Source organism: Planctomyces sp. SH-PL62, from assembly GCF_001610895.1.
In the GTDB taxonomy this organism is placed as follows: domain Bacteria; phylum Planctomycetota; class Planctomycetia; order Isosphaerales; family Isosphaeraceae; genus Paludisphaera.
In genome coordinates this window covers 4,071,764-4,094,669 of sequence record NZ_CP011273.1, presented here as the reverse complement: position 1 = coordinate 4,094,669, position 22,906 = coordinate 4,071,764, and the positions used below count along the sequence as shown (strand labels likewise).

General features: G+C 68.9%; 13 protein-coding genes. 6 read left to right on the top strand and 7 right to left on the bottom strand.

Going from position 1 to position 22,906, the window contains the following annotated elements; translation table 11 throughout:
* Nucleotides 1–78: 78 nt before the first annotated feature.
* The 5 genes from VT85_RS15875 to VT85_RS15855 form a co-directional block, all read right to left on the bottom strand.
* The gene (locus VT85_RS15875; protein WP_068417207.1) at nucleotides 79–3,909 is read right to left on the bottom strand and encodes a DPP IV N-terminal domain-containing protein; all 3,831 of its coding nucleotides are present in this window, start codon (nucleotides 3,907–3,909) and stop codon (nucleotides 79–81) included.
* Nucleotides 3,910–4,157: 248 nt separating this feature from the next.
* Complete coding sequence (locus tag VT85_RS15870) at nucleotides 4,158–4,700, bottom strand: hypothetical protein (protein ID WP_068417204.1); 543 nt, start codon at nucleotides 4,698–4,700, stop codon at nucleotides 4,158–4,160.
* 117 nt (nucleotides 4,701–4,817) lie between these two features.
* Complete coding sequence (locus tag VT85_RS15865; protein WP_082858639.1) at nucleotides 4,818–5,306, bottom strand: response regulator transcription factor; 489 nt, start codon at nucleotides 5,304–5,306, stop codon at nucleotides 4,818–4,820.
* A 648-nt stretch (nucleotides 5,307–5,954) separates the two neighbouring features.
* On the bottom strand, nucleotides 5,955–7,286 hold the full coding sequence (locus VT85_RS15860) for a UvrB/UvrC motif-containing protein (protein WP_068417199.1): 1,332 nt from the start codon (nucleotides 7,284–7,286) through the stop codon (nucleotides 5,955–5,957).
* A gap of 60 nt (nucleotides 7,287–7,346) precedes the next feature.
* Nucleotides 7,347–9,173 carry a phospho-sugar mutase gene (locus VT85_RS15855; RefSeq protein WP_068417196.1) on the bottom strand — a complete coding sequence of 609 codons (1,827 nt, stop codon included), beginning with the start codon at nucleotides 9,171–9,173 and terminating at the stop codon, nucleotides 7,347–7,349.
* Nucleotides 9,174–9,731: 558 nt separating this feature from the next.
* On the opposite strand from VT85_RS15855, the gene VT85_RS15850 reads away from it, so the two are divergent.
* The gene (locus VT85_RS15850; RefSeq protein WP_068417194.1) at nucleotides 9,732–10,916 is read left to right on the top strand and encodes a CAP domain-containing protein; all 1,185 of its coding nucleotides are present in this window, start codon (nucleotides 9,732–9,734) and stop codon (nucleotides 10,914–10,916) included.
* 149 nt (nucleotides 10,917–11,065) lie between these two features.
* On the opposite strand, the gene VT85_RS29280 is transcribed toward VT85_RS15850, so the two are convergent.
* Nucleotides 11,066–11,485 carry a secondary thiamine-phosphate synthase enzyme YjbQ gene (locus VT85_RS29280; protein WP_068417191.1) on the bottom strand — a complete coding sequence of 140 codons (420 nt, stop codon included), beginning with the start codon at nucleotides 11,483–11,485 and terminating at the stop codon, nucleotides 11,066–11,068.
* Between the two features lie 292 nt (nucleotides 11,486–11,777).
* Between VT85_RS29280 and VT85_RS15840 the strand changes: the two genes are divergently transcribed.
* Complete coding sequence (locus VT85_RS15840; protein WP_156512891.1) at nucleotides 11,778–13,883, top strand: hypothetical protein; 2,106 nt, start codon at nucleotides 11,778–11,780, stop codon at nucleotides 13,881–13,883.
* Here VT85_RS15840 and VT85_RS15835 read toward each other — a convergent pair.
* The gene (locus VT85_RS15835; protein ID WP_068417186.1) at nucleotides 13,862–15,835 is read right to left on the bottom strand and encodes a hypothetical protein; all 1,974 of its coding nucleotides are present in this window, start codon (nucleotides 15,833–15,835) and stop codon (nucleotides 13,862–13,864) included. The two genes, VT85_RS15840 and VT85_RS15835, sit on opposite strands and share 22 nt — an antisense overlap.
* Before the next feature lie 192 nt (nucleotides 15,836–16,027).
* Here VT85_RS15835 and VT85_RS15830 point away from each other — a divergent pair, with 192 nt between their 5' ends.
* The 4 genes from VT85_RS15830 (at nucleotide 16,028) to VT85_RS15815 (ending at nucleotide 22,904) form a co-directional block, all read left to right on the top strand.
* Nucleotides 16,028–17,362, top strand: coding sequence for an esterase/lipase family protein (locus VT85_RS15830; protein ID WP_068417181.1), 1,335 nt, complete (start codon nucleotides 16,028–16,030; stop codon nucleotides 17,360–17,362).
* 118 nt (nucleotides 17,363–17,480) lie between these two features.
* A complete protein-coding gene (locus VT85_RS15825) occupies nucleotides 17,481–19,034 on the top strand; it encodes a peptide MFS transporter (RefSeq protein WP_068417178.1) in 1,554 nt (517 codons plus the stop codon).
* Between the two features lie 41 nt (nucleotides 19,035–19,075).
* A complete protein-coding gene (locus VT85_RS15820) occupies nucleotides 19,076–21,103 on the top strand; it encodes a S9 family peptidase (protein WP_197490782.1) in 2,028 nt (675 codons plus the stop codon).
* 148 nt (nucleotides 21,104–21,251) lie between these two features.
* Entirely contained in the window at nucleotides 21,252–22,904 is a 1,653-nt protein-coding gene (locus tag VT85_RS15815; protein WP_068417171.1) for a formate--tetrahydrofolate ligase, read from the top strand.
* The last annotated feature ends 2 nt before the right edge of the window (nucleotides 22,905–22,906 follow it).

The window sequence follows — 22,906 nt, the reverse complement described above, 5'->3', positions numbered from 1 at the left end:
TCGGCCTGACCGACGAAACGTATGCGACATCGACGGCCGGTCGGGCTCGCCCCGACCGGCCGTTCGTCGTTGCGCCGATCAGGGATGGACGAAGCCCGCCGTCGCCGCCTGGGCGGGCGGCGAGGCCGGAATCGGATCGGGGCAGGGGGCGGCGGCCTTCGGCGTCGCCAGCTTGCGACGAATGAAGTCGAGCATCAGCCTGCTGTAGTGGCCGCTGGCGATGCCGTGCCGAGAGCCGGGATAGATCATCAGCTCGAAATCCTTCCCCGCCTCCTGAAGCGCCTCGACCAGTCGCATCGTGTTGCGGACCGAGACGTTGTCGTCGACCGAGCCGTGCACCAGGAGCAGCTTGCCGCGCAGGTCCTTCGCGGCGGCCACCACCGACGACGCCTTGTAGCCTTCGGGATTGTCCTGGGGGAGCCCCATCAACCGCTCGGTGTAGATGGTGTCGTAGTCGCGCCAATCGGTGACGGGCGCGCCGGCGATCCCGCAGGCGAAGAGGTCGGAGTGGGTCATGGCGAAGGCGGTCAGGTAGCCGCCGAAGCTGTGCCCGGTCATGCCGATCCGGTCGCCGTCGACGAAGGGCTTTCGCCTGAGCCAGGCGATCGCGTCCTTGACGTCTTCAAGCTCCTGCACGCCCAGTTTCCGGTAGGCGGTCCACGCCGAGGCCGCCCCCTTGCCGCTGGCCGGGCGGGGGTCGACGCGGAACACGATGAAGCCCTCCGCGGCCAGAGCCTGGTCCCAGACACGGCCGTTCGCCCAGGCGTCGTTGACCACAGGCGTGTGCGGACCGCCGTAAGTCGTGAACCAGACCGGATGCTTGACGTTCGGGTCCAGGTCCGGCGGCAGGATCAGTTCGGCTTCCATCAGGAACCCGTCCCGCGTCGGGATCTGGAACCGCTCGCGAGGCCCGAAGCGGTAGCTCTGGATCTTGTGGACGGGGTTCGAGTCGACCGTCCTCACGAACGATCCGTCGGCGGCGTGGAGTTTCACGCGCGATGGCGTGGACAGGTCGGACCAGGTCGCAACGAAGCGGCGGCCGTCAGGGCTGTGCTCGGTCTGGTAACTCCCGACTCCCGAGGTGATCCGCTCGACGGCCCCCCCCGGCCGCACCTTGTAGAGCTGCGTCGCCATCGGCGCGTCCCTGGTGCCGAGGAACGCGACCTCGCCGGTCGCGCGATCGACGTGCTGGATCGAGCGAACTTCCCATTCCCCCTCGGTCAGTCTCCCCTTCGGAGAACCATCGGTCGCGTAATGGTAGATGTGCTTCCAGCCGTCGCGCTCGCTCAGCCAGAGGAACGAGCCGTCGTCCAGGAACGAAGGGGGACTCGGGTCGGCGATCCAGGCCTTCGTCCGGTCGCGGAAGAGGACGTGGGGAGCGGCGCCGTCCGCGGGGACTTCCAGCAGGTCGAGCCAGGTCTGGACTCGGTCCTGCACGAACGCGAACGCGGAACGCGAGTCGGGGCGCCAACTCACGCCGCTGATCAGGAAAGCCTCGGCCGAGTAGCTCGACAGGTCGGCCCACTGGACCGGGCCTCCCTGCGCGGGAACGATCCCCAGCCGGACGCGGGGGTTGGGCTCGCCGGCCCTCGGATAGCGATTCACCTCCACCCGGCGCGGGGACTCCTCGTCGTGGAGCATCGTCAGCGTGCCGACCTCGGCGTCGTCGAACTCCAGGAACGCGATCCGCTGCGAGTCGGGGCTCCACCAGTGGGCCGTCCACGATCGATTGAAGATCTCCTCGAAGTAGACCCAGTCGGCCCGACCGCGCCGCAGGGCGTCCGTCCCGCCGGTGGTCAGCGCCCGCTCGGTCGGGGCGTCCACGTCGACGACATGAAGGTCGAAGTCGCGGACGAAGCTCACCCGTCGCCCGTCCGGGCTGAACTGGGCGTCGGTCTCGTCGCCGGGGGCGTTCGTGAGTCGTACCCCTTTCGAGCCGTCGAGGGCGACGAAATAAAGGTCGTGCTCGTGCTCGAAGAGGAGCGCCTTATGGGTCGGATCGAGCCGGGGGCGCGACGACGGGGGACGGTCCCCCGCGACGACGTCCGACGCCAGCCGTCGCGAGAGTTCCTCCGCGGCCTTCTCTTCGAGACCGGGGATGAGCCGAAGCGCCTGCAAGAGTTGATCCGACTTGACGAACGGCTCGGCGCGGCCGGTGAGGGCGTCGACCTTCAGCACGCCGTCGCGTCCCCCTCGCAGCCAGTGCTCGTCGTCCAGCCATTCGACGCCGATCGCCGAGCCGCCGAAAGAGCCGTCGACGACTCGTCCCGCCGCGTCGAAACGGATCGGGAGGCCCGACTTCGGCTCGGCGTAATCCCGGGCGGGGGTCGTCAGAAGCTCGGCCGGCGCGGCCAGCCGCAGCACGGGGAAGTCATCCCCCGCCCTGAGGCCGGGAAACGTCCTCCAGGTCGCGAGCCCGTCCTCCGAGCGCGGTTCGAGCAAGTAGGCGGCCAGCGCCCCGAGCGGCTGCGCGTCGCGCACCACGAGGGTTCCGGCGAGCACGCGGCGGGGCTCGGTCCTCGGCGAGACCCGCAGCTCGCGGACGTCCTGGCGATCCCATCCCGACGACTCCGGTCGGGTGATCTCGTCGATGCGAGAGACCTCCACCTCCAGGTCGAGGTCCTCGCGCAGCTCCTCCACCCGGATCCCGTGGCGCTGGAGCAGGGCGGCCGCCTCGGCCTGGTCGGCGGAGAGGAGGTAAGCGAAGGGGCGGACCGCCGTCTCGACGGCCTCGAAGTCGACCATGACCTTCGAACGGTAGTCGCGGGGCTCGTCCGTCGCCGCGCGACGGCCGTCCTCCTCCTTCTCGACGTAGCCCAGGATCGGCTCGGCGTCGGCCAGCGGACGGGGCTCGGAGCGGAGCGCGACGCGTCGGGGCTCGGCCGGCGACCGGACCTCCGCCGCCTTGCGGGCGTCGTCCAGCAGCTTCTTGATCTCATCTTGATTCGTCGATGCGTACTTCAGGCACTCCCGCGCGAAGTCGCGGGTGGCCAGCACGCGCGTCTCGTAAGGGGCGTAGGCGTACGCTTCAGACAGGATGCCGATCCGATTGCGAAGCCCGACGTAGTTCGTGCCGAATCGCCCCAGCGCGGGGAATCCCTCCCATCGGTCGTGGCCCCCCCCGAAGCTGCCGTAGTAGTAGGAATCCAGCCCCGTGGTCTGCTTGAACGCGGCCGTCAACGCGGGGAAGAGCTTCGTCCGGGCGTACCGGATCAGGCTGGGGTCGCCCGAGGGGTTCCGGGGGCCGTCATAGGTGATCGTGTATCGGTGGTGCGAGCCGTTGGTCGTGTGCGTGTCGAGGACGATGTGGGGGTCCCACTCGTTGAGGAACTTCACCAGGGCGAGGGTCTCGGGGGCTTCGAGCTTGATGAAATCGCGGTTGAGGTCCAGCCCGCGCGCGTTGCCGCGGACGCCCATCCCCTCCTCGGGCCCGACCTGGCCGGGGCGATTGTCTTTGGCGATCCGCTCGTTGCCGTCGGCGTTGTACAGGGGGGCGACGACGACGATCAGGTTCTTGAGCAACTCGGGATGGGGCTCGACGGCCAGCTCGCGGGCGAGCATCAGCAGCCCCTCCTTGCCGCAGACCTCGCCGCCGTGGATGTCGCCGATCGCCATTACGACGAGCTTGCCCGAGGCGGCCGCCTGGGCGGGGGTCTTCACCGGCGGATCGGCGAAAATCAGGAGGGGCAGGGGGCGGCCTTCGTCGGATCGGCCCAGCTCGGAGAAGACGACGTTCGGCGACTTCTCGGCGAGTTTACGGCAAAGCGCGACGACGTCCTCGTGACGCGCCGTGGCCTTGAAGCCGCTTTTCTCGGCCACCGTCGCCAGCTCCTCGACCGGAGGAGACGTCGGGGCCTGGGCCGGGACGGCGGGGAGGAGGCCGAACAGCAGGACCGTCGAGAGGAGCATCGCGGCGGGTTCCTCGGGTGGAATGCGTCGAGGCCTCGCGCGCGAAGGCCGAGGCCGGATGGGCGTCCGGGGTGGAAATCCAGGGTATCCGGAGCGATCCGCCGTTGCGAGCGGGAACCCGCGAAAGCCGGCGAGGCGGGACGGGGAAGGCGAAGGGGAGACCGATTTGATCGAGAGAGAGGGGGCCTCGACCACGCCGGGCGTGGTCGAGGCGAGTCCGGGGTGCGGAGGCCTCAGCGTCGTGAGGCTTATTCGTCGTCGTCGTCGGAGTCGTCTTCGACGTCGGTATCGCCCTCGTCGTCGTCATCGTCGTCGTCGACCTCGTCCTCGACGACGGCCTCGACCGCCTTGACGGCCGCCTTGGCGGCGGCCTTCGCCCGCGACGGCGTGACTTCGGGGCGCGGGATGGAGGCGCCGATGCCCGGCGCGTCGGCCGGCATCTCTTCCTTGGTGCGCTGGACGAAGTGGGTCCCCTTGCCCTTGGCGGTCAATTCGGCGGCCCGGGCTTCGGCGGCTTCCTTCTGGTTGTATTCGAAGGTCCCGACGGCCTTGTAGGCGTCGTTCATGACCACCCAGACGATCTTCATGCGGGCGGCCGGCTTCGCGGCGCGCGAGGTCTTGGCCTTGGTCTTCGCCGGGGCCTTGGCCTTCTTCTTGGGACGCCGGCCGACGACCTCTTCTTCTTCGACGTCCTCGACGGCCGCGTCGTTCTCGTCCTCCATGGGATCGAGAGGCTCCGCGGCCTCGCTCTGGCGTCGCAGTTCCATTCGATTCAGCGGTTTCCCAGCCATGAAACCGTCCCTCGCATCTTCCGAGAAAAGAAAGGATGAGCGGCAAGGCGTGGCCTTGCGAAGTGGCTCGCGATGGGCTCCGGACGGTTCCGCTCCCTCGCGCACGATCCCCTCAGCTTACTCCAACGCACGAGCTTCCGACAAGGCGGACGACCGACGTCCCGTCGCCGCCCCGCCGTCGATCCGCCAGGGCCTTCCCGGATGGACGCCGCCCGCCGTCGCGTCGGCGACGGTCCCCATGAGGCACCGAATCCGCGTAAGCAGCTCCCTGGGGTGGTAGGGCTTGCCCAGGGTGTCGTGCACGCCGAGCGCGGCGAGCGCCTCGAAATGCGACTCCAGGATCGCCGCGCTGCAGACCAGAAACGGCTGCGCCGGGTTCATCCGCTTGATCTGCCGGCAGGCCTCGACGCCCGGCAACCTGGGCAGGTTCAGGTCGAGCAGGACCACGTCGAAGGGGCCGCGATCGGCGTACACCTCGACCGCCTCCTGGCCGTCAGCGGCCGGCGCGACCTCATAGTTCTCGAGCTCCAGGAACTGGTGGACCAGCCGTCGCAGCACGTCTTCGTCCTCGACGAGCAACAATCTCCCGTGCGTCCCCGTGCTCATGAAAGTCTCCCCATCCCTGGGAATCCCCGGCCTCGCGATCCTCGCCTTCCCCGAAACCGCATCGTTCCGGGATAGGTCGTTCGGCAGGGTCGGGGCTGTGGCTGGACGATCGAACTTGGGGCCCCGGCCCGAGTCGCCGTCACGAATGTCTTCATCGACGCATCCCGGCTCCCTCAGCCGAGCCGGCGCGGGAGTCTAGTCGAAGCGACCGATCCCGGCCATGCCGATTCGACGACCCGCGCCCTTGAGAGATCCATCCAGGTCTGCAGCGGTCGGATGAAAGCGGGGTCGGTCAGGCGTCGGCGTGCGAAGTTCGGCCGCGCCATTACGGATAAATGGGCATCCTCTACTCTGCGGGACCGCGCCTCGCGCCGGACGTCGATCGGCCGGTGCCTCGCGGAGCTTGAGGACGGCTTGATGAGGATGGAACGAAAAGGACGCCCCTCAGTTAACACCACAAGCTCGAGGGGGTCGGGAGGCGGCGATCGGGGTGTCGCCGGAACCCGGGGGAGTTAAGTGAGGAGCCTCACGAAAAACGCCGAACGAACCCAATTGCAAGGCCGGCCGACGACTCATAAAATCATGCCTAGACAGACTTTGAGACAATTGGCTTCGAAATCCGGCTGGTACGATCGAAGCCAATTGGGATCACTCGTCCTCGCCGAGCACCCGCTTCTTGCGGAGCATATGGTGGTAGTGCTGGGCGAAGCGGTGGGCCTCGTCCCGGACGTACTGGAGGAGGCGGAGGGCGAAGGCGCGGCGGCGGAGGACGATGGGGTCGGGTCGGCCGGGGACGTAGATTTCCTCCTCGCGCTTGGCGAGCGAGATGATGGTCGGCGGCGTGACGCCCTTGGCCTCGAAGGCGTCGAGGGCGGCGTGGAGTTGGCCCTTGCCGCCGTCGATCAGGAAGATGTCCGGGAACGGCTCGTCGCGCTCGCGGAGGCCGTCGATCCTGCGGCCGACGACCTCGCGGATCGAGGCGAAGTCGTCGATGCCCGCCACGCTCTTGATCCGGTAGCGGCGGTATCCGGGCTTGAAGGGGAGGCCGTCGACGAAGGTCACGAGCGAGCCGACGGTCTCGGTCCCCCCCAGGTGGGCGATGTCGACGCCGTCGATGGTGCGGGGGGTCGACTCCAGGTGGAGGACCCGCTGGAGCCCCTTGAGCCCCTTTCGGGGGTCGATGTAGAAGACCTCGGGCTGGGCGTGCTTGGCCAGGTCGCCCCGGAGGTTGAGGTTCATGAGCGCCTTGATCTCGTCGCGGATTCGGGCCGCCTTCTCGAACTGCAGGGCCCTGCCGGCCTCGCGCATCTCCTCGTCCATCTCCTTGAGCAGCACGTCCTTCTTGCCGTCGAGGAAGAGGCGGAGGCGGTGGATGTCGCGCCGGTAGGTCTCGCGGTCGATCCGCAGGTTGCAGGGGGCGGTGCACTGGTCGATCGAGGCCAGCAGGCAGGGGCGGAACCAGCGCCAGCGGGGGTCGTCCTCCTCGATGTCGAGCGAGCACGTGCGGAACTTGAAGATCCGCTGGAGGACCTGGAGCGCGCCCCGGAGGCTCTTGGCCCGGGGAAATGGGCCGTAAAGCTTCACGCCGGAGTCGAGCGGTTCGCGGGTGAAGTTGACGCGGGGGAAGTCCTCGCCGGTGGTGATCTGGAGGTAGGGGAAGCTCTTGTCGTCCTTGAGATCCCGGTTGTGCTTGGGCTGGATGTCCTTGATGAGGCGGGCCTCCATCAGGAGGGCGTCCACCTCGCTGTCGGCCGGCAGATGGTCGACGTCCGCGACCTCGCCGATCCAGTTGACGATGCGACGGTCCTGCTCGGCCGCCTTGTTGAAATACGAGCCGGCCCGCGCGCGGAGGTTCTTCGCCTTGCCGATGTAGATGACCCGGCCCTGCGAGTCCTTCATCAGATACACGCCCGGCGTATTCGGGAACTTGCGGACCTTCTCGGCGGGCTTGGGCGCGTCTTCGGCCTTGGTGTCAGACATGCGGGCTCCGCGGACGCGCGGGCCGCCCCGGCGGGGCGGCCCGGACGCGTGGGTGTCGACCTATTTCACGTCCTCGAGGTATTTTTCGATGTCACGGGTCATCTGGTCAAGGACCGCCTCGGTATCGGCCTTGGCGGCCGGGAGCGAATCGGGGCCGTCGACGGCGGTGCGGGCGAAGAGGTAGAACTTGATCTTGGGCTCCGTACCCGAGGGACGGGCGGCGAAGCGGACCCCCTCGCGGCCGGTGTGGAAGAGCAGGAGGTCGCCCGAGGGCTGGGGGAGGGGGCGGGCCTCGCCCGAGCCGACCAGGTCGCGGATCTCGTGGGTCTTGTAGTCGTAGACCTCGGTCACGGGGAGGCCGGCGACGGTCTTCGGCGGGGCCTCGCGGAACGCCTTCATGAGCGAGCGGATCTTGTCGAGCCCCTCGCGACCGGTGTAGGTCTTGTTGATGAGCCGCTCGCCGTAATGGCCGACGTCGACGTAGAGGTCGTCCAGGTATTCGAGCACACTCTGGCTGCGATCCTTGCAGGTCGCGGCCAGCTCGGCGAACAGCAGCGAGGCGACGGCGGCGTCCTTGTCGCGGACGTAGGTCCCCTTGACGTAGCCGTGCGATTCCTCGAATCCGAACAGGAAGCCGACCGGCCCGGCGGCGTCGATCCGCTCGGCGATCCACTTGAAGCCGACGAGCAGGTCGTCCTCGATCCGCACCCCCTCGCGACGGGCCAACGCCTTCGCCATCTGGGTCGAGACCAGGGTGGTGACGAGGTAGTGATCGGGGCGGAGCCGGCCGCGGTCGGCGTACTGCTTCATGACGAAGGCCGCGATCAGGACGCCGATCTGATTGCCGTCGAGGGTCGTCCACTCGCCCTTGGGGTCGGCGGTTTTGGGGAGGCCGACGCCGACGCGGTCCGCATCGGGGTCGCTGGCGAGCACCAGGTCCGCCCCGGTGGCGCGGGCCTCGGCGATCGCCGCCGCCAGGGCCGACGGATTCTCGGGGTTCGAAACGTGGTTCGGCACGTTCGGAAAGTCGCCGTCCTGGGTGCGTTGGGAGGCCAGGATGTTCACGTCCATGAAGCCGTCGGCCTTCAGCGCAGCGGCCACCGACGACTCGCCGACGCCGTGCAGCGGCGTATAGACGATCGAGACCCCTCGCGCGTGGCTGACCGACTCGCCGACGACGGCCTGGATGTAGGCCTCGTCGACCTCGGGGCCGGCGTAGGCGATGGAACCGTCGGCCAGGCCGTCCTCAAGCGACTTCTCGGGGATGTCGCGGTCGGACGCCTGCTCGACGCAGGCGATGATCCCGGCGTCGTCCGGGGGGATCACCTGGCCCCCGGTGGCCGCGTAGCACTTGAAGCCATTGTCCGCGGGGGGGTTGTGGGAGGCCGTGATCATGATGCCGGCGTCGCAGCCCAGGTGCCGCACGGCGAACGAGAGCAGGGGGGTGGAGCGGGCGTCCTTGAAGAGATGGACCTTCACGCCGGCCGCCGCCATCACCCGGGCGCAAAGCTCGGCGAACTCGGGCGAGTTGTGGCGGGTGTCGCGGGCGATCACGCACGAGCAGGCCGCGCCGGGGCCTTTCTTCGCCTGGATGTAGTCGGCCAGTCCGCGCGCGCTTTCGGCGATGGTGCGATCGTTCAGGACGTTGGTCCCGATGGGGTACATGACGCCCCGACGGCCGCCGGTGCCGAACTCCAGGACGGTGAAGAAGGCGTTGTCCAACTGCTTCCAGTTCTCGGCCTCGACGTCGTGGAGGAGCTTCTCGCGGTAGCGCGCGAACGGAGCCTCTTCGAGCCAGCGCTTCATCCCGGCGGCGGCGGTCGCCGACAGCCGGCCCCCCCGCTCGGCCTCTTGGATCTTCGTAAGCGCGACGTCCACGGTCATCATGGCGGGAGGCTCCAACAAAGGCGGATTCCGGGCGCAGCCGGAGGATCGAGCATCGGTCTCCAAGGCTAATCGGAAACCCCCCGACCGACAAGCAAAGGGCGGCCCGTGCAGCCCGCCCCGGCCACCGTCGAGAATGCCCCTGCGGACGATGTAACCTGAATCTTTAGCGAAACTTTCGACGATTCCCAGGCCTCGCCCGGGCTTGTAAAAACCGCCGATTTGTAAGTTCCTCTTGACACCCGGCGGCAGGTTCCGGGAATCGCCCTTCGCGTGAAACCGTGGAACATCGGCGGCGAGCCGAGGGGTGTCACGACGTAACATCCGAATTTTACGAGACTTGAAGGGCGGGGGAGGGGGCTGGGCAATCTTTTTCCCGGTCGTGGCACGCCCGTTGCTCAATGGGTAGATCGCTGTGAGGACGACGACGACCATTGTATCAAGCAGTTTCATTAAAGTCGTCGTAGTCATCCGGCACGATGTATAGGGCGGACACGGAAGATCGCCGACACCGACCGCGTCCATGGGACCGGCCGCTTGCCGATAGACAGGGAGGTCAGTATGGCTCGACCGACGTCACGACGAACGCTGCGTTTCGAGAACCTCGAGGATCGCCAGCTGCTCTCGTCGGCCGCCCCAAACAACGACCAGCAACTCGCCCTCCAGCTCATCAACATGGCCCGCACCACGCCGCAGGCCGCCGCCCAGTGGCTGACCCAGAACGTCAGCTCCGAGGTGAAGAACACGCTCAAGCACTACAACGTCGACGTCGACGCCGTGAAGTCGACGATCGCCTCCAGCCGCCCCCTGCCGCCGGTCGCCTGGAACGGCGACCTCGCCGAGGCCGCCCAGCAGCACAGCCAGGACATGGCCGACAACCAGTACCAGTCGCACACCGGCTCGGACGGCTCCTCCTCCGACGACCGGATCAAGGCGGCCGGCTACAAGGCCGACTCGACCGGCGAGAACGCCTTCGCCTACGCCAACAGCGTCGACAACGCCATGCAGGCCTTCCTGTACGACTGGGGGGTCGCCGACGCCGGCCACCGCCGCAACCTGATCCAGCCCGGCGTGGCCCCGAGCGACGCCTTCACCGACGTCGGTGTCGGCGTGGTCAAGACCAGCGCCCGTCCCGGCGGCGGCAAGCTCGGCCCGGTCGTGGTGACCCAGAACTTCGGCAGCCGCTCCGACGCCCCCACCCAGCTCGTCGGCGTCGTCTACGACGACAAGAACGGCGACGACTTCTACACGCCCGGCGAAGGGAAGGGGGGGGTCTCGATCGACGCCACCAACCTCGACACCGGCAAGACCCAGTCGGCCAAGAGCTGGGACTCCGGCGGCTATCAGATCCCGCTCGCCAAGGGACGCTACCAGGTCACCGCCAGCGAGAACTCGGTCGTGATCAAGCAGGTCGACGTCTCGGTCACCGGCCAGAACGTCGCCCAGGACTTCCGCACCAGCGAGAAGTGGGACGGTCGGTCGCTGAGGTCCGCGACCCCGGTCGTCTCGACGACCTCCGCGACGAAGGCCGAGCCCGTCCGGGCCGCGTCCGCCCCCGTCGTCAACGTGTCGGCCCCGACCCCGGCCGCCGCCCCGAAGCCGGTCAGCGTGACGGTCACGCCTTCGACCTCGACGAACGACAAGGTTGCGTTCTTTGCCCCGGCCGACTGGAAGGGCCCGAAGATCGACCCGACCTCCAAGAACCCGCTCGCCGACTGGACCACCTGGAAGGCCAAGGCGGACTGACGCTCGCCTCGCGTCTGGTCGAGCCACTCGAACCACCGGCCCGCGGGCCGATGGAGCCCCGCCCCTCCGACGATCTGGGGATCGTCGGAGGGGCGGTTCCGTTTCGAAGCCGGAACCGCCCCGTCAAGCGTGCATGCTTTGCATGCGGTTCAGGCCTCGCCCATCACGGTCACGAGGACCGACCGCCAATGGGGGCTCGTTCGATGCTCCCAGAGGAAGGTCCCTTGCCAGGTCCCCAGAGCAAGCGAGCCGTCGACGACCGGGATCGTCAGGGCCGTCTGGGTGAGGATGGACCGGACGTGGGCGGGCATGTCGTCGGAACCTTCGAGCGTGTGCTGGAACAGCGGATCGCCGTCCGGGACCAGCCGGGCGGCGAACCGCTCCAGGTCCTGACGCACGCTCGGGTCGGCGTTCTCACAGACGATCAGCGACGCGCTCGTGTGATGGACGAAGACGTTGCAGAGGCCCGTCCGGACGCCCGATTCGGACACGATCCGTTCGAGCTCGGCGGTGATCTCGATGGTCCCTCGACTGCGAGTCGGGATCGTCAGAGTCTGCTGGTGGATCACGAAGCTCTCCGGGTAGGAGTCGGGACGCTCAAGCGGCCTGGGGAGGCCCGAAGGCTCGCGTAAGCCGGCCGGCCTCCCGAAACAAACATAAGGTCCATTATCGGACGCAGGCCTGAAGTCGGAAACCCCGACCCTGCCGAGGGGGTTTCCTCTCCCGATCGGAGGGCTCGCGAGCCCTCGCCGCCAGGACCCGCCCAACCGCGACGGCCGATTGCCCCGCCCCTCGGGCCGCGATACGATCCGGCGCTCCAACTCGCTCCGCTCGATGTCGCACCGGGAGGCCGATCCCGCCATGAAGACCCTGCTCGCAACCTTCGCCTGGCTGGTTCTGGGAATCCCGTTCGCGACGGCCGACCCTCCCCAGGCTCCGTCGCCCCGCGCGACGCTCGCCCTGGAGCCGACGCATCCCTGGCGTCCTCCATTCCATCTCGATCGGGTCGGCCGCCCGGTCGCGGTCCTCGTCGGGATCAACCAACTCCCGCCGCCGGCGAAGTTCCAGCTCGCCCAGGTCCACGACGGTCGCGAGTCCGCCCGCCGCGACCTCGAGTTCTCCACCGGGGCCCCGTTCATCGCCCGGGTGGAGGTCGACGGGCACGCGTCCGAGGTGATCCTCTTCGCCGACGCCGTCGAGGTCGACCGCCTGGCCGTCCCTCGGCCCGAGTTCGAGGCGGAGGCGGTCGCACGGCCCGAGACGGTCGTGAACCCCGTCGACCTGGGGACGATCCTCCCCCCGTCCGACTGGCTGCTCCTGGGTCCCGGCCAGTCCGGCGTCGTCGAGGTCGCCGCGATCCTGCGGGGACGCGACGAGCCGGCAGCCCTCGTGACCGCCTGGTTCGCCTCCGAGGCCGACAGGCGTGTATCCCGCCCCCTGCCGCTGGCCGACGGGACGCGGGCGATGGCTCGCGTGGACCTTCCGCATCCCGCGACTTCGGCCGATCGCGACGTCTTGCACGTCGCCCTGACCGGGGCGGACGGGGAGGGGTTCTGGAGCCGGGAGGTCCCGGTGATGCTCGTCCGCGAGGTCGCCGATCGTCCCGCGTTCGGGGCCTACGAGACGAAACTAAGGTACGACGCGCCCATCTCCGTGCGGGATCCGGCGACGGGCGCCTTCTCCTCGCTCGACTACGCGAAGGGATGGAATCCGGCCCTCCAGGACGTCGTGGTCCGTTTCCCGAACGGGGCCCGGTTCGTCTTCTGGCGGGGGTCGAGCTACGTCCCCTTCTGGGCCGGTCGCCACAACACCGGAGCCTGCTACGAATGGGCCGAGGTGCTGACCCGCCAGCCGGACGCCGTCGACTGCGTGGAACCCCTGATGGACAAGGAGTTGCGCTACGGGAGGGTGACGATCCTCGAATCGACCCCGGCCCGCGTCCGGGTGCGCTGGACGTACCAGTCGACGGACCTGAATTACCAGGTCTGGGGCGACCAGGCCGTTGAGGACTATACGTTCTACCCGGACGGCTTCGGGACCCGCGTGGTGAGCCTCAAGACCGACCCGGCGACCGAGTACGAGCTGAGCGAGCTGATCGTGCTGACCCCGCAGGGTGCCTTCCCCTTCGACGTCCTGCCCGAGGACCTCGTCGATGCGATCGCGCTGGATGGGACGAAGCGAGCGTACCGCTTCCCGATCCGGAACCCGTCTGAAGCCCCCAATGGGGGTGCCGCGCCGGCGATCTACCGACTCCGGCTCAATCGTCGGGAGGAGCAGGCGGCGATCTGCTTCAACCCGGGCGATCGGGCCTTCCCGCCGGTGGTCTTCGGTCCGTTCCAGGACCAGGGCCTCCTGGTCACCCCCTGCTACTGGGGGAGCCACTGGCCGCTCGCCCGGGGGAACGCCACCGGGTCGAAGATCGACGATCGGATCGCGATCAGCCCCTGTCACAACAGCGTGATGAGCTGGGCGGCCTCCCGCCCCGATCCGATCGCGGAGAGTCGAGGGACGGGGCTCGACGCGGCTGGCAAGGCCCGGCCCCTCGCGTTCCGGCGCTGGGCGTGGCTGATCGGCATGACCGACGCGGACGACGACCGGTTGCTGCAATGGGCCCGGAGCTACACCCGTCCTCCTTCGCTGACCGTGACGGGGGGGCAAGTCGCGTTCGAGGGCTGGTCGCCCGAGCGTCGGAGCGTTTCACTCGCGGTCGACGGTCTCTCGATCGAGGTCGCCATCCGGCCCGAGGTCCCCTGCGTGAACCCGGTTTTTGAGCTGATCGGAGCACCGAAGGGAGAGCCCAGGCTGTTCCTCGACGACGCCCCGCTGGCCCCCGACCTGTTCGCGTGGGACGGTCGCACGCTCTGGCTCGACGTCACACTCGCCGCCCCGACGCGCCTGAAGATCGACTTCGACGCGACGGGGACGGACGCAGGCGGAGGCGTCGATCACTCGTCGGGCGAGAGGTAGCCGTGATGGACGCCCAGCCAGTAGGCGAGGGTCCAGGCGACGCCGTCGTCCTCGTGGCGGCCGTCGCTCCCCCAGTCGGCCCGCCAGGGGTTGGCGTTCCAGCGGGCCTGGGTTCGCTCGGCCGGTGAGAGCACGCGGTCCAGCACCGCGTTGATCCGCCGACGCCCGGGTTCGTGCCGGAGCCGGACGTCGTGACGGTGGGAGTTCTTGGTGGTCCAGGAGACCAGGTCCCAGGGCCAGTCCTGGAGCGTCTCGCGAGCGTCCTCGACGTCGCAGCGGCGGCCGGTCGTCGCGCCGTACATGAAGTTGTAGAGGGGGTTCCGCTCGGCCCGGATCGTCTGCTCGCCCTCGTTCGGCTCCCACGTCCGGGCGATGCTCTGGACGAGGATCCGACGCTTGGCGGGGTCCTTCTCCAGCACCAGCAGGGGGTAGTACGAAAGGTACAGCAGTTCGTCGTCCGAGTGGTTGATGTCGGCCCAGCGGCCCCCCTCGTGCCGTCGCATGAGCAGGCTGTTGAGCAGGTAGTGGTGGTCCTTGATCAGGCGGTCGGCGGCCTCGGCGTACCTGGCGTCGCCGGTGATGTGCTCGGCCACCTTCAGGAACATCAGGATCTCGATCGAGTTGAGGGGCCTCAGGTCGTGATGCAGGGGGTGCTGGTTGATCAGCTCGGGCGACCAGATCCCCCAGCGCGTCTTGCGGCCGGTGTGGTCGACCAGGGTGTAGTCGTTCTTGAGGATGCCGTCCGTCACGCGGCGGACGACGGCGGCGATCTCGGCCTTCTGCGCGTCGTCGGCGGCCAGTTCATGGTAGAGGAACCAGGCGAAATAGTGGCCGTCGAGTTCGTCGCTGCTGGTGTCCCCCTTGCACCAGAGGCCGGGATTCGTCGGGGAGCGATACCAGACCTTGGCGGTCTCACCGATCGCGTGGACCTTGCCCTCCGGGTCGAAGCCCCGGACGCCGGCCGCGATCTCCTCGTCGGTCACCATCGCGCGGGCGGGGAAACCGGGAATTCCCGAGAGTCGCTCCAGGTCGAGAAGGGCGTTCAGCGACCGCCCCCCCGCTTCGCGCGCCGCGGGGTCCTGGGTGGCGGCGAATCGCAGGGCCTGGGCCGCGACATACATGGAGGTCCAGAGGCCGTCGTTGTCGCTCACGTCGAAGATCGTCTCGCCGTCGACCTCGCCGGGCGTCTTCAGGTCGATCCCGGCGATGTAGCCCCGGCGGTTGTGGCGTTTCTGGAGGATGCTCTCATAGTGCGCGGCCTTGTCGGCGAGGGTCGTCGAGACGTCTTCGATGCAGGCGACCCCCTCCTTGGTATCGAGCCAGGCCCGCCCCTTCTCGTCGGTCCAGACGGCCTCGACCTGGTTGTCCGGCAGCCAACGCCGGCCCCAGAAGTAGCGGAAGGCGCCGTCGCGGAGCCGCCAGGCGCCCTCGGGCGTCCCGGCCCAGACGTCGCCGTTGGCGGCGAGGTGGAGGCAGTTGATATCCTCGAAGGGCATGCCGTCGCGACGCCCCAGCTTCAGCCACCACTGCTCGCCGTCGCAGAGGACGACCCCCCGGTCGGTGCCGACCCAGATCTGGCCCAGCGGGTCGGCCGTCATCGTCTGGATCTTCGTGTTCCAGTCGACCCCGGGCTGGCCGGGCTCGGGATGGCGCGGGCCGACTTCGAGCGGCTCGTAGCCGGTCGCCGTGGAGCGGAACGGGCCGTCGTCGGTCAGGACCCAGACCCGCCCGTTCGCGGCCCTGGCGGCGGCGAGGACCGTCAGGCCTTTCGGCAGCTTCGACCGATCCACCTCGTCGAACGTCGGGACCGGCCGCGCGACGCCCTCCGGCAGCGCGGCGCCCTTCGCGTACTTCGTCGCGACGAGTTGGGGATACGTCCCGGCGGTCGCAATCGCCGGCGCGACGGCCAGCCAGAGCCCGACGAGGGCGGTCGCGTGGAAGTTCCTGCACATGATGGCCGAGGCTCCCTGGTGATGGGGGTCGCGGAAAAGGGAGGAAAAGAGGGGGCCGACGTCGCCGCTAGGGCCACATGCTAAGCCGCCGGAACGACGGGGGCAACGACCTGCTCGACTTGAACGCCGGGACCGTCTTCGTCATGCTTGGCGATTATCCCCCCCCGAGGTCACCAAGGACGCGACCCGATCATGAGACAGGCCGCCCCCTCCGCCGCGTCGAGGAAGCTCCTCCCCTGGGCCTGGTTCGCCGTGGTGCTTCTCGGAGCGACCGGGACGGCCGATCGTCGAGTCGAGATCGCCGTCGACGCCGAGGGGGCCGTCTCCGTCTCCCGGATCGTCGCGGCCCTGGCCGAGTCGACGGCCCAGGACGTCAGGCCCCCGGCCGCCGACCTGAATCTCCCCGTTCGCGGGCTTGCCGGGGCGCTCGGCCGCAACCTGCTCCGCGACAGCCTGGGTGACGCCGTGGGGATCGAGTTCACCACCGACTCCGTCGTCCTGCTCGTCCCCGAGGCCCTGGGTCGCGACGACTCGCGGGAAGCCTGGCGGGAGCGGCTGGATCAGCTTGCGAGCCGTACCGAGGAAGCGTCGAACCGGCGGACCCGGCACAGCCTCCGTCCCCGTCCGTCCTATCGCCCCAACGACCCCGCCCGGCCGACGATCTGCCTGGTCCACGGCCTGAACTCATCGTCCGCCGGGTTCGTGCACATGATCCCCCTGCTGGAAGAGGCCGGGTACGGGGTCGTCACGTTCGACTACCCGGACAACCAGAAGCTCGACGACTCCTGCGAGGAGTTCCGGGCCGACTGGCAGGCCTTCCGGAAGTCGGTCGGCGAGCGTCGGTCCTGGGCGATCCTCGCCCACTCGATGGGGTCGCTGGTGGCGCGCGCCTATATTGAAGGGCCGGGGCGTGGCGCGGGAGACGTGGACTCGTTCATCATGATCGCCCCGGTAAACCAGGGCGCGCACGTCGCCCGGCTCCAGCCGGTGCTCCAGATGATCTCGCGGCTGTCGGCCGTCCGGAGCAAGCGGACGACCCAGGCGCTCGCCGAGCTTTCCGAAGGCCCCGGCCGGTCGGCCGAGGACATGCTCCCCGGCAGCGACTTCCTGAAGCGGATCAACGCCGCCGCGCCGAACGAGGCCGTCCCCTACCACATCATCGCGGGGAATCTCGGCCTCCTGACGGCCGAGGCTCGGAAGCGATTCGAGGACCAGCTCGGCCTGGTGGCCCGCAACGCGGGACCGTTCGCCGTGCTGACGCAGGTCGCCGTCGGCGAGGTCGCGCCGATCCTCGACGAGCTGACCGACGGCACGGGCGACGGCGCGGTGACGGTGGAGTCGACCCGCCTGCCGGGCGCGCCCGAGCCGGTCGTCCTGGCGGCCAACCACGCCGAGTTGATCCGCGCCCCATTGCTGTTCGCCGATCCGGGCCCGGTCGTCACGATGCCCTGGATCCTGCGATGGCTGAAGGAAGACCACGGCGGCGAGCCCGTCCCCCGCGCCGTCCCGACGCCCGAGGTCGACTGACGCGGTTCCGGTCGAGAGGCTTGGGTTGGCGCGCGGCTTCGTTTAATCTGGTCGGGCCCAGGGAGAGGCCGAGCCGCGCACGGCCGTCCGCATCACCTCCGCGCCGAGGAAACGCCCAATGTCGCAGACCGTGGACCCCACCGCCCTCGCCCCGGAACCGCCGAAGGTCGAGGCCCATCCCCCCGGCCTCTACGCCCTGTTCACCACCGAGATGTGGGAGCGATTCAGCTACTACGGCATGCGGGCGCTGCTGGTGCTGTATCTGACCAAGGCCCTCGGCTACTCGCGGGGCGAGGCCCTCGGCGTCTATGCGATCTATACGGGGCTCGTCTACCTGACCCCCCTGATCGGCGGCCGGCTGGCGGACCTCTATCTCGGGCAACGCAAGGCGGTCTTCGTCGGGGGGATCCTGATGGCCCTCGGCCAGTTCGCGCTCAGCCAGCCCGAGCTGCTGCACCTGGGCCTGGGCCTCATGATCGTGGGGAACGGCTTCTTCAAGCCGAACATCTCGGTCATGGTCGGCTCGCTCTACCCCCAGGGGGACTCCCGTCGCGACGGCGCGTACACGATCTTCTACATGGGCATCAACCTGGGCGCGTTCCTCTCGCCCCTGATCGCCGGGACGCTCGGCGAGCGCTGGGGCTGGGGTTACGGCTTCGCCAGCGCGGGGATCGGAATGATCCTGGGGCTGCTCACGTTCATGTTCACGCAACGCCTGCTCCAGGGCGCCGGGCTGCCTCCGGGCGAGCCGGTCGTCCCCGGGGCGACGCTTCGGCCTCGCGACTGGGTCGGGATCGCGGCGATCTCCGCGGCCCTCGCCGCGCTGGTCTACGGGCTGATCGCGGCCTGGCCCTCGCTCCAGCCGATCTGGTCGCCCGCCTGGCTCGCCCCGAAGGGCGAGGACGACTACCTGCGTCCGGCCCTCAACTTCTTCTACAAGGGGGGGCTGCTCGTCGGCGGCCTGATCCTGTTCCTCTGGCTGACGGAGCCGAAGGCGAAGGCCGAGATGGCCGAGTTGCACGAGCCGTTCACGATCGTCGACTGGCAGCGGATCGGCGTGATCGTGGTCATCAGCCTGTTCTCGATCCTGTTCTGGATGGGGTTCGAGCAGTCGGGCGGGACGCTCAACCTGTTCGCCGACGAGAAGACCGATCGTCAGATCTTCGGCTATGACGTTCCCGCCTCGCTCTTCCAGGCGATCAACCCGGTCTTCATCATCACCCTGGCGCCGCTGTTCGCGATCCTCTGGACGGCCCTCGCCGAGCGCAAGTTCCCGCTCCCCTCGGTGGCCAAGCAGGGGCTCGGCCTGGTGCTCCTGAGCCTGGGCTTCGGCGTGATGTACTTCGCGGACCAGAACTCGAAGGAAGGGCTGATCTCGCCGCTCTGGCTGGTCTCGGTCTACCTGATCTTCACGATCGCCGAGCTGTTCATCTCGCCGATCGGGCTCTCGCTGGTGAACAAGCTGTCGCACCCCCGGATCGCGTCGCTGATGATGGCCTTCTGGTTCCTCTGCACGGCCGCCGCCAACTTCCTGGCCGGCGCGATGGAGAACCTGATCGAGCCCTATCACCTCAACCTCTGGCTGTTCCTCGGGGTGATGGCGCTGATCCCCGGGCTGCTGATGCTGGCCCTCACGCCGGTCCTGGTCAAGATGTCGCACGGTCGGGTGTGAGTCACGTTCGATCGACGTAGGACGTAGGGAGGAATCGCATCGTGAAACGCTGGATGACGGGAGCACTCGTGGCCGCGACGATCGCCGCGACATCGAGGGCCGACGAACGGCCCATGACCATCGACGACCTGCTGGCCGTGAAGTCGGTCGGCGACCCCCAGGTCTCGCCCGAAGGCGCGGCGGTCGTCTACGTCGTCTCGGAGCTGGACAAGGAAGCCGGCAAGACGAACAGCAGCCTCTGGCTCGTCCCTACCGCCGGCGGCGAGCCCCGGAAGCTGACCTCCGCGCCGGGGACCAACAACCACCCCCGCTGGAGCCCGGACGGCAAGACCCTCGCGTTCGTGTCCAGTCGCGGCGGCTCCGCGCAGATCTGGCTCCTGCCGATCGACGGCGGCGAGGCCCGGCAGCTCACCAAACTGCCGATCGACGTCGACGGTCCCCTCTGGTCCCCGAAGGGGGACAGGATCGCCTTCGCCGCGCAGGTGTATCCCGGCAAGTCGCCCGAGGAGACGGCCGTGCAGGACAAGGTGAAGGAGGAGTCCAAGAGCAAGGTCCGGACTTATGACCACCTGATGGTCCGCCACTGGAGCGCCTGGGACGAGGGGAAGAAGAGCCACCTCTTCGTCGCCGACGCGAAGACCGGCGAGGCCGTCGACCTGACCCCCAAGCTCGAAGTGAACACCCCCCCCGCCCCGTTCGGCGGCTCCGGCGACTACGCCTGGTCCCACGACGGCGCGACGCTCGCCTTCACCGCCGAACCGATCGAGAACCACGCCTGGTCGACCAACACCGACATCTGGCTGGTCCCGGTCGGCGGCGGCGAGCCGAAGAACCTGACCGAGTCGAACCCGGCGGCCGACGGCTCCCCGGAGTTCTCGCCGGACGGCGGGCGTCTCGCCTACATCAGCCAGGCCCGGCCCGGCTTCGAGTCGGACCTGTGGGTCCTCCGCATCCGCGACCTGGCGACCGACAAGACGATCGACGCCAGCTCGTATCTGGATCGCCCGATCCAGGGCTTCGCCTGGAAGTCGCCGACCGAGTTGATCGCCTCGATCGACGACGACGGGACGGTCCCGATCGTCGCACTCCCCGCCTCGGGCGCCCGGGACGGATCTCACAAGCTGGCGACGGGCGGCGCCAACGCGTCGGTCTCGGTCGGGCCCGGCGGCGAGTCGTTCGCGTACCTCCACCACACCGGGGACAAGCCGGGCGAGGTCTACTACAAGAGCGGGGACGCCGAGGCGAAGGCCCTCACGTCGCACAACGCCCCCCTGCTCGCCCAGCTCGACCTGTCGCCGATGGAGTCGTTCACGTTCGAGGGGGCCGACGGGGCGAAGGTGCAAGGCTGGCTCATGAAGCCGCCGGGGTTCGACCCGAACAAGAAGTACCCGGTCCTCTTCCTGATCCACGGCGGCCCGCAAGGCGCCTGGCACGACGAATGGCACGGGCGTTGGAACTACCCGCTCTTCGCCGCGCCGGGGTACGCCCTGGTGGCGATCAACCCTCGCGGCTCGACCGGCTTCGGCCAGAAGTTCACCGACCAGATCAGCCTGGACTGGACGGGCAAGGTCTACGAGGACCTCATGAAGGGCCTCGACCACGCGCTGGCGACCTACTCGTTCCTCGACGAGGACAAGGTCGCGGCGGCCGGCGGCTCGTACGGCGGCTTCATGGTCAACTGGATCTGCGGACACACCGACCGCTTCAAGGCCCTCGTCAGCCACGCGGGAGTCTTCGACCTCGTCAGCATGTACGGCTCGACCGAGGAGCTCTGGTTCCCGGACTGGGAGTACGGCGGCCCCCCCTGGGAGAAGCTCGAACACTACCTCGATCGCTCCCCCAGCCTCTTCGCCGAGAACTTCAAGACGCCGACCCTGGTCATCCACGGCGCGCTCGACTTCCGCGTCCCGGACGTCCAGGGCCTGGGCATGTTCACCAGCCTCCAGCGCGTGGGCGTCCCCAGCCGATACGTCTGGTTCCCCGACGAGGGCCACTGGATCGCCAAGCCGGCCAATCGGATCGTCTGGTGGCGCGAGGTCCACGACTGGCTCGCCAAGTACTTGAAGTAAGCCGCGAGGGGGGGCGGTCGCGCCGCCCCCCCACCTCGCCGCCGATCCGGGCGTCGCTCCTCGGGAATCGCGGCTTGCCGACGACGGCCCGGATCTGGCAAGATTCTCGGTGCTCCGTGATCCCGCCCCCCCGAAGGACCCGACGCCGATGCCCGGAACGCCCCACGCCGGATTGCGCCCGATCGCCGAAGTGGCCCGAGACCTGGACATCTCGCCCGACCACCTGGAGCCCTACGGCCGCGACAAGGCGAAGGTGCATCTCGACGTGCTGCGGGCCGGGGACCGCAAGCCGGGCAAGCTGATCCTGGTCTCGGCGATCACGCCGACGCCCGCCGGCGAGGGGAAGACGACGACCTCGATCGGGCTGGCGATGGGGATGCACCGCATCGGCAAGCGGGCCGCGCTGGCGTTGCGGCAGCCGTCGATGGGGCCGGTCTTCGGCCGCAAGGGGGGGGCGACCGGCGGCGGGCTGAGCAAGGTCGAGCCCTCGAACACCATCAACTTGCAGTTCACCGGGGACTTCCACGCGATCACCGCAGCGCACAACCTGCTGGCCGCGGCCATCGACAACCGCCTCTATTTCCGCGACTTCGACCTCGACCCGACCCGCATCCTCTGGAAGCGGGCGCTCGACATGAACGACAGGGCGCTGCGGCGGATCGTCATCGGCCTGGGGGGGCATTCCCAGGGGGTCCCGCGCGAGAGCGGGTTCGACATCACCGCGGCCAGCGAGATCATGGCGATCCTCTGCCTGTCCGAGTCGCTCGCCGACTTACGCGAGCGGATCGATCGCATCCTCGTCGGCTACGCCGGCGACGGCTCGGCCGTGCTGGCGAAGCAGCTCGGCGTGACGGGCTCCATGACGGCGATCCTCAAGGAGGCCCTGCTCCCGAACCTCGTACAGACCAGGGAATCGACCCCCGCGTTCATCCACGGCGGGCCGTTCGCCAACATCGCCCACGGCTGCAACTCGGTCCTGGCCACCCGCATGGCGATGGCGACGGCCGACTACGCCGTGACCGAGGCCGGCTTCGCGTTCGACCTCGGCGGCGAGAAGTTCCTGGACCTGAAGTGCCGCTCGGCCGGGCTCAACCCGTCGGCCATCGTCATGGTCGCGACCATCCGCGCCCTGAAGATGCACGGCGGCGTCCCGCTGTCCGAGATCACCCGGCCCGACCCGGCGGCCGTCGAACGCGGGCTGGACAACCTCGCGGCGCATCTCGACGCCGCCGAACACTTCGGCAAGCCGCTCGTCGTGGCGATCAACCAGTTCGGGACCGACACCGACGAGGAGTTGGGGGTCGTCCACGCGTTCTGCAAGGGGAGGAACGTCCCCTGTTCCGCCGCCGACGTGTTCGGCTCCGGCGGCGCGGGGGCGATCGACCTGGCCGAGAAGGTCGTCGCGGCGGCCTCCTATCCCGAGACCCCGTACAAGCCCCTCTACCCCCTGGACTGGCCGGCGGAGAAGAAGATCGAGCAGATCGCCAGGGTCGTCTACGGCGCCTCGGGCGTGAGCATCCAGCAGGCCGCGGAGCAGAAGCTCCGCAAGGCCGAGAAGCAGGGCTACGGCCGGCTGCCGATCTGCATGGCCAAGACCCAGGACTCGCTCTCCGACGACCCCAAACTCCGGGGCCGCCCCCAGGGCTTCACACTCCACGTCCGCGACATCGAGATCGCCGCCGGCGCGGGCTTCCTCGTGGCCCTGACCGGCGAGATCCGGCGCATGCCCGGCCTGCCGCTCCGCCCCGCCGGCGAGCGGATCGACGTGGACGCGGATGGGGAGATCGTCAACCTCACCTGAGC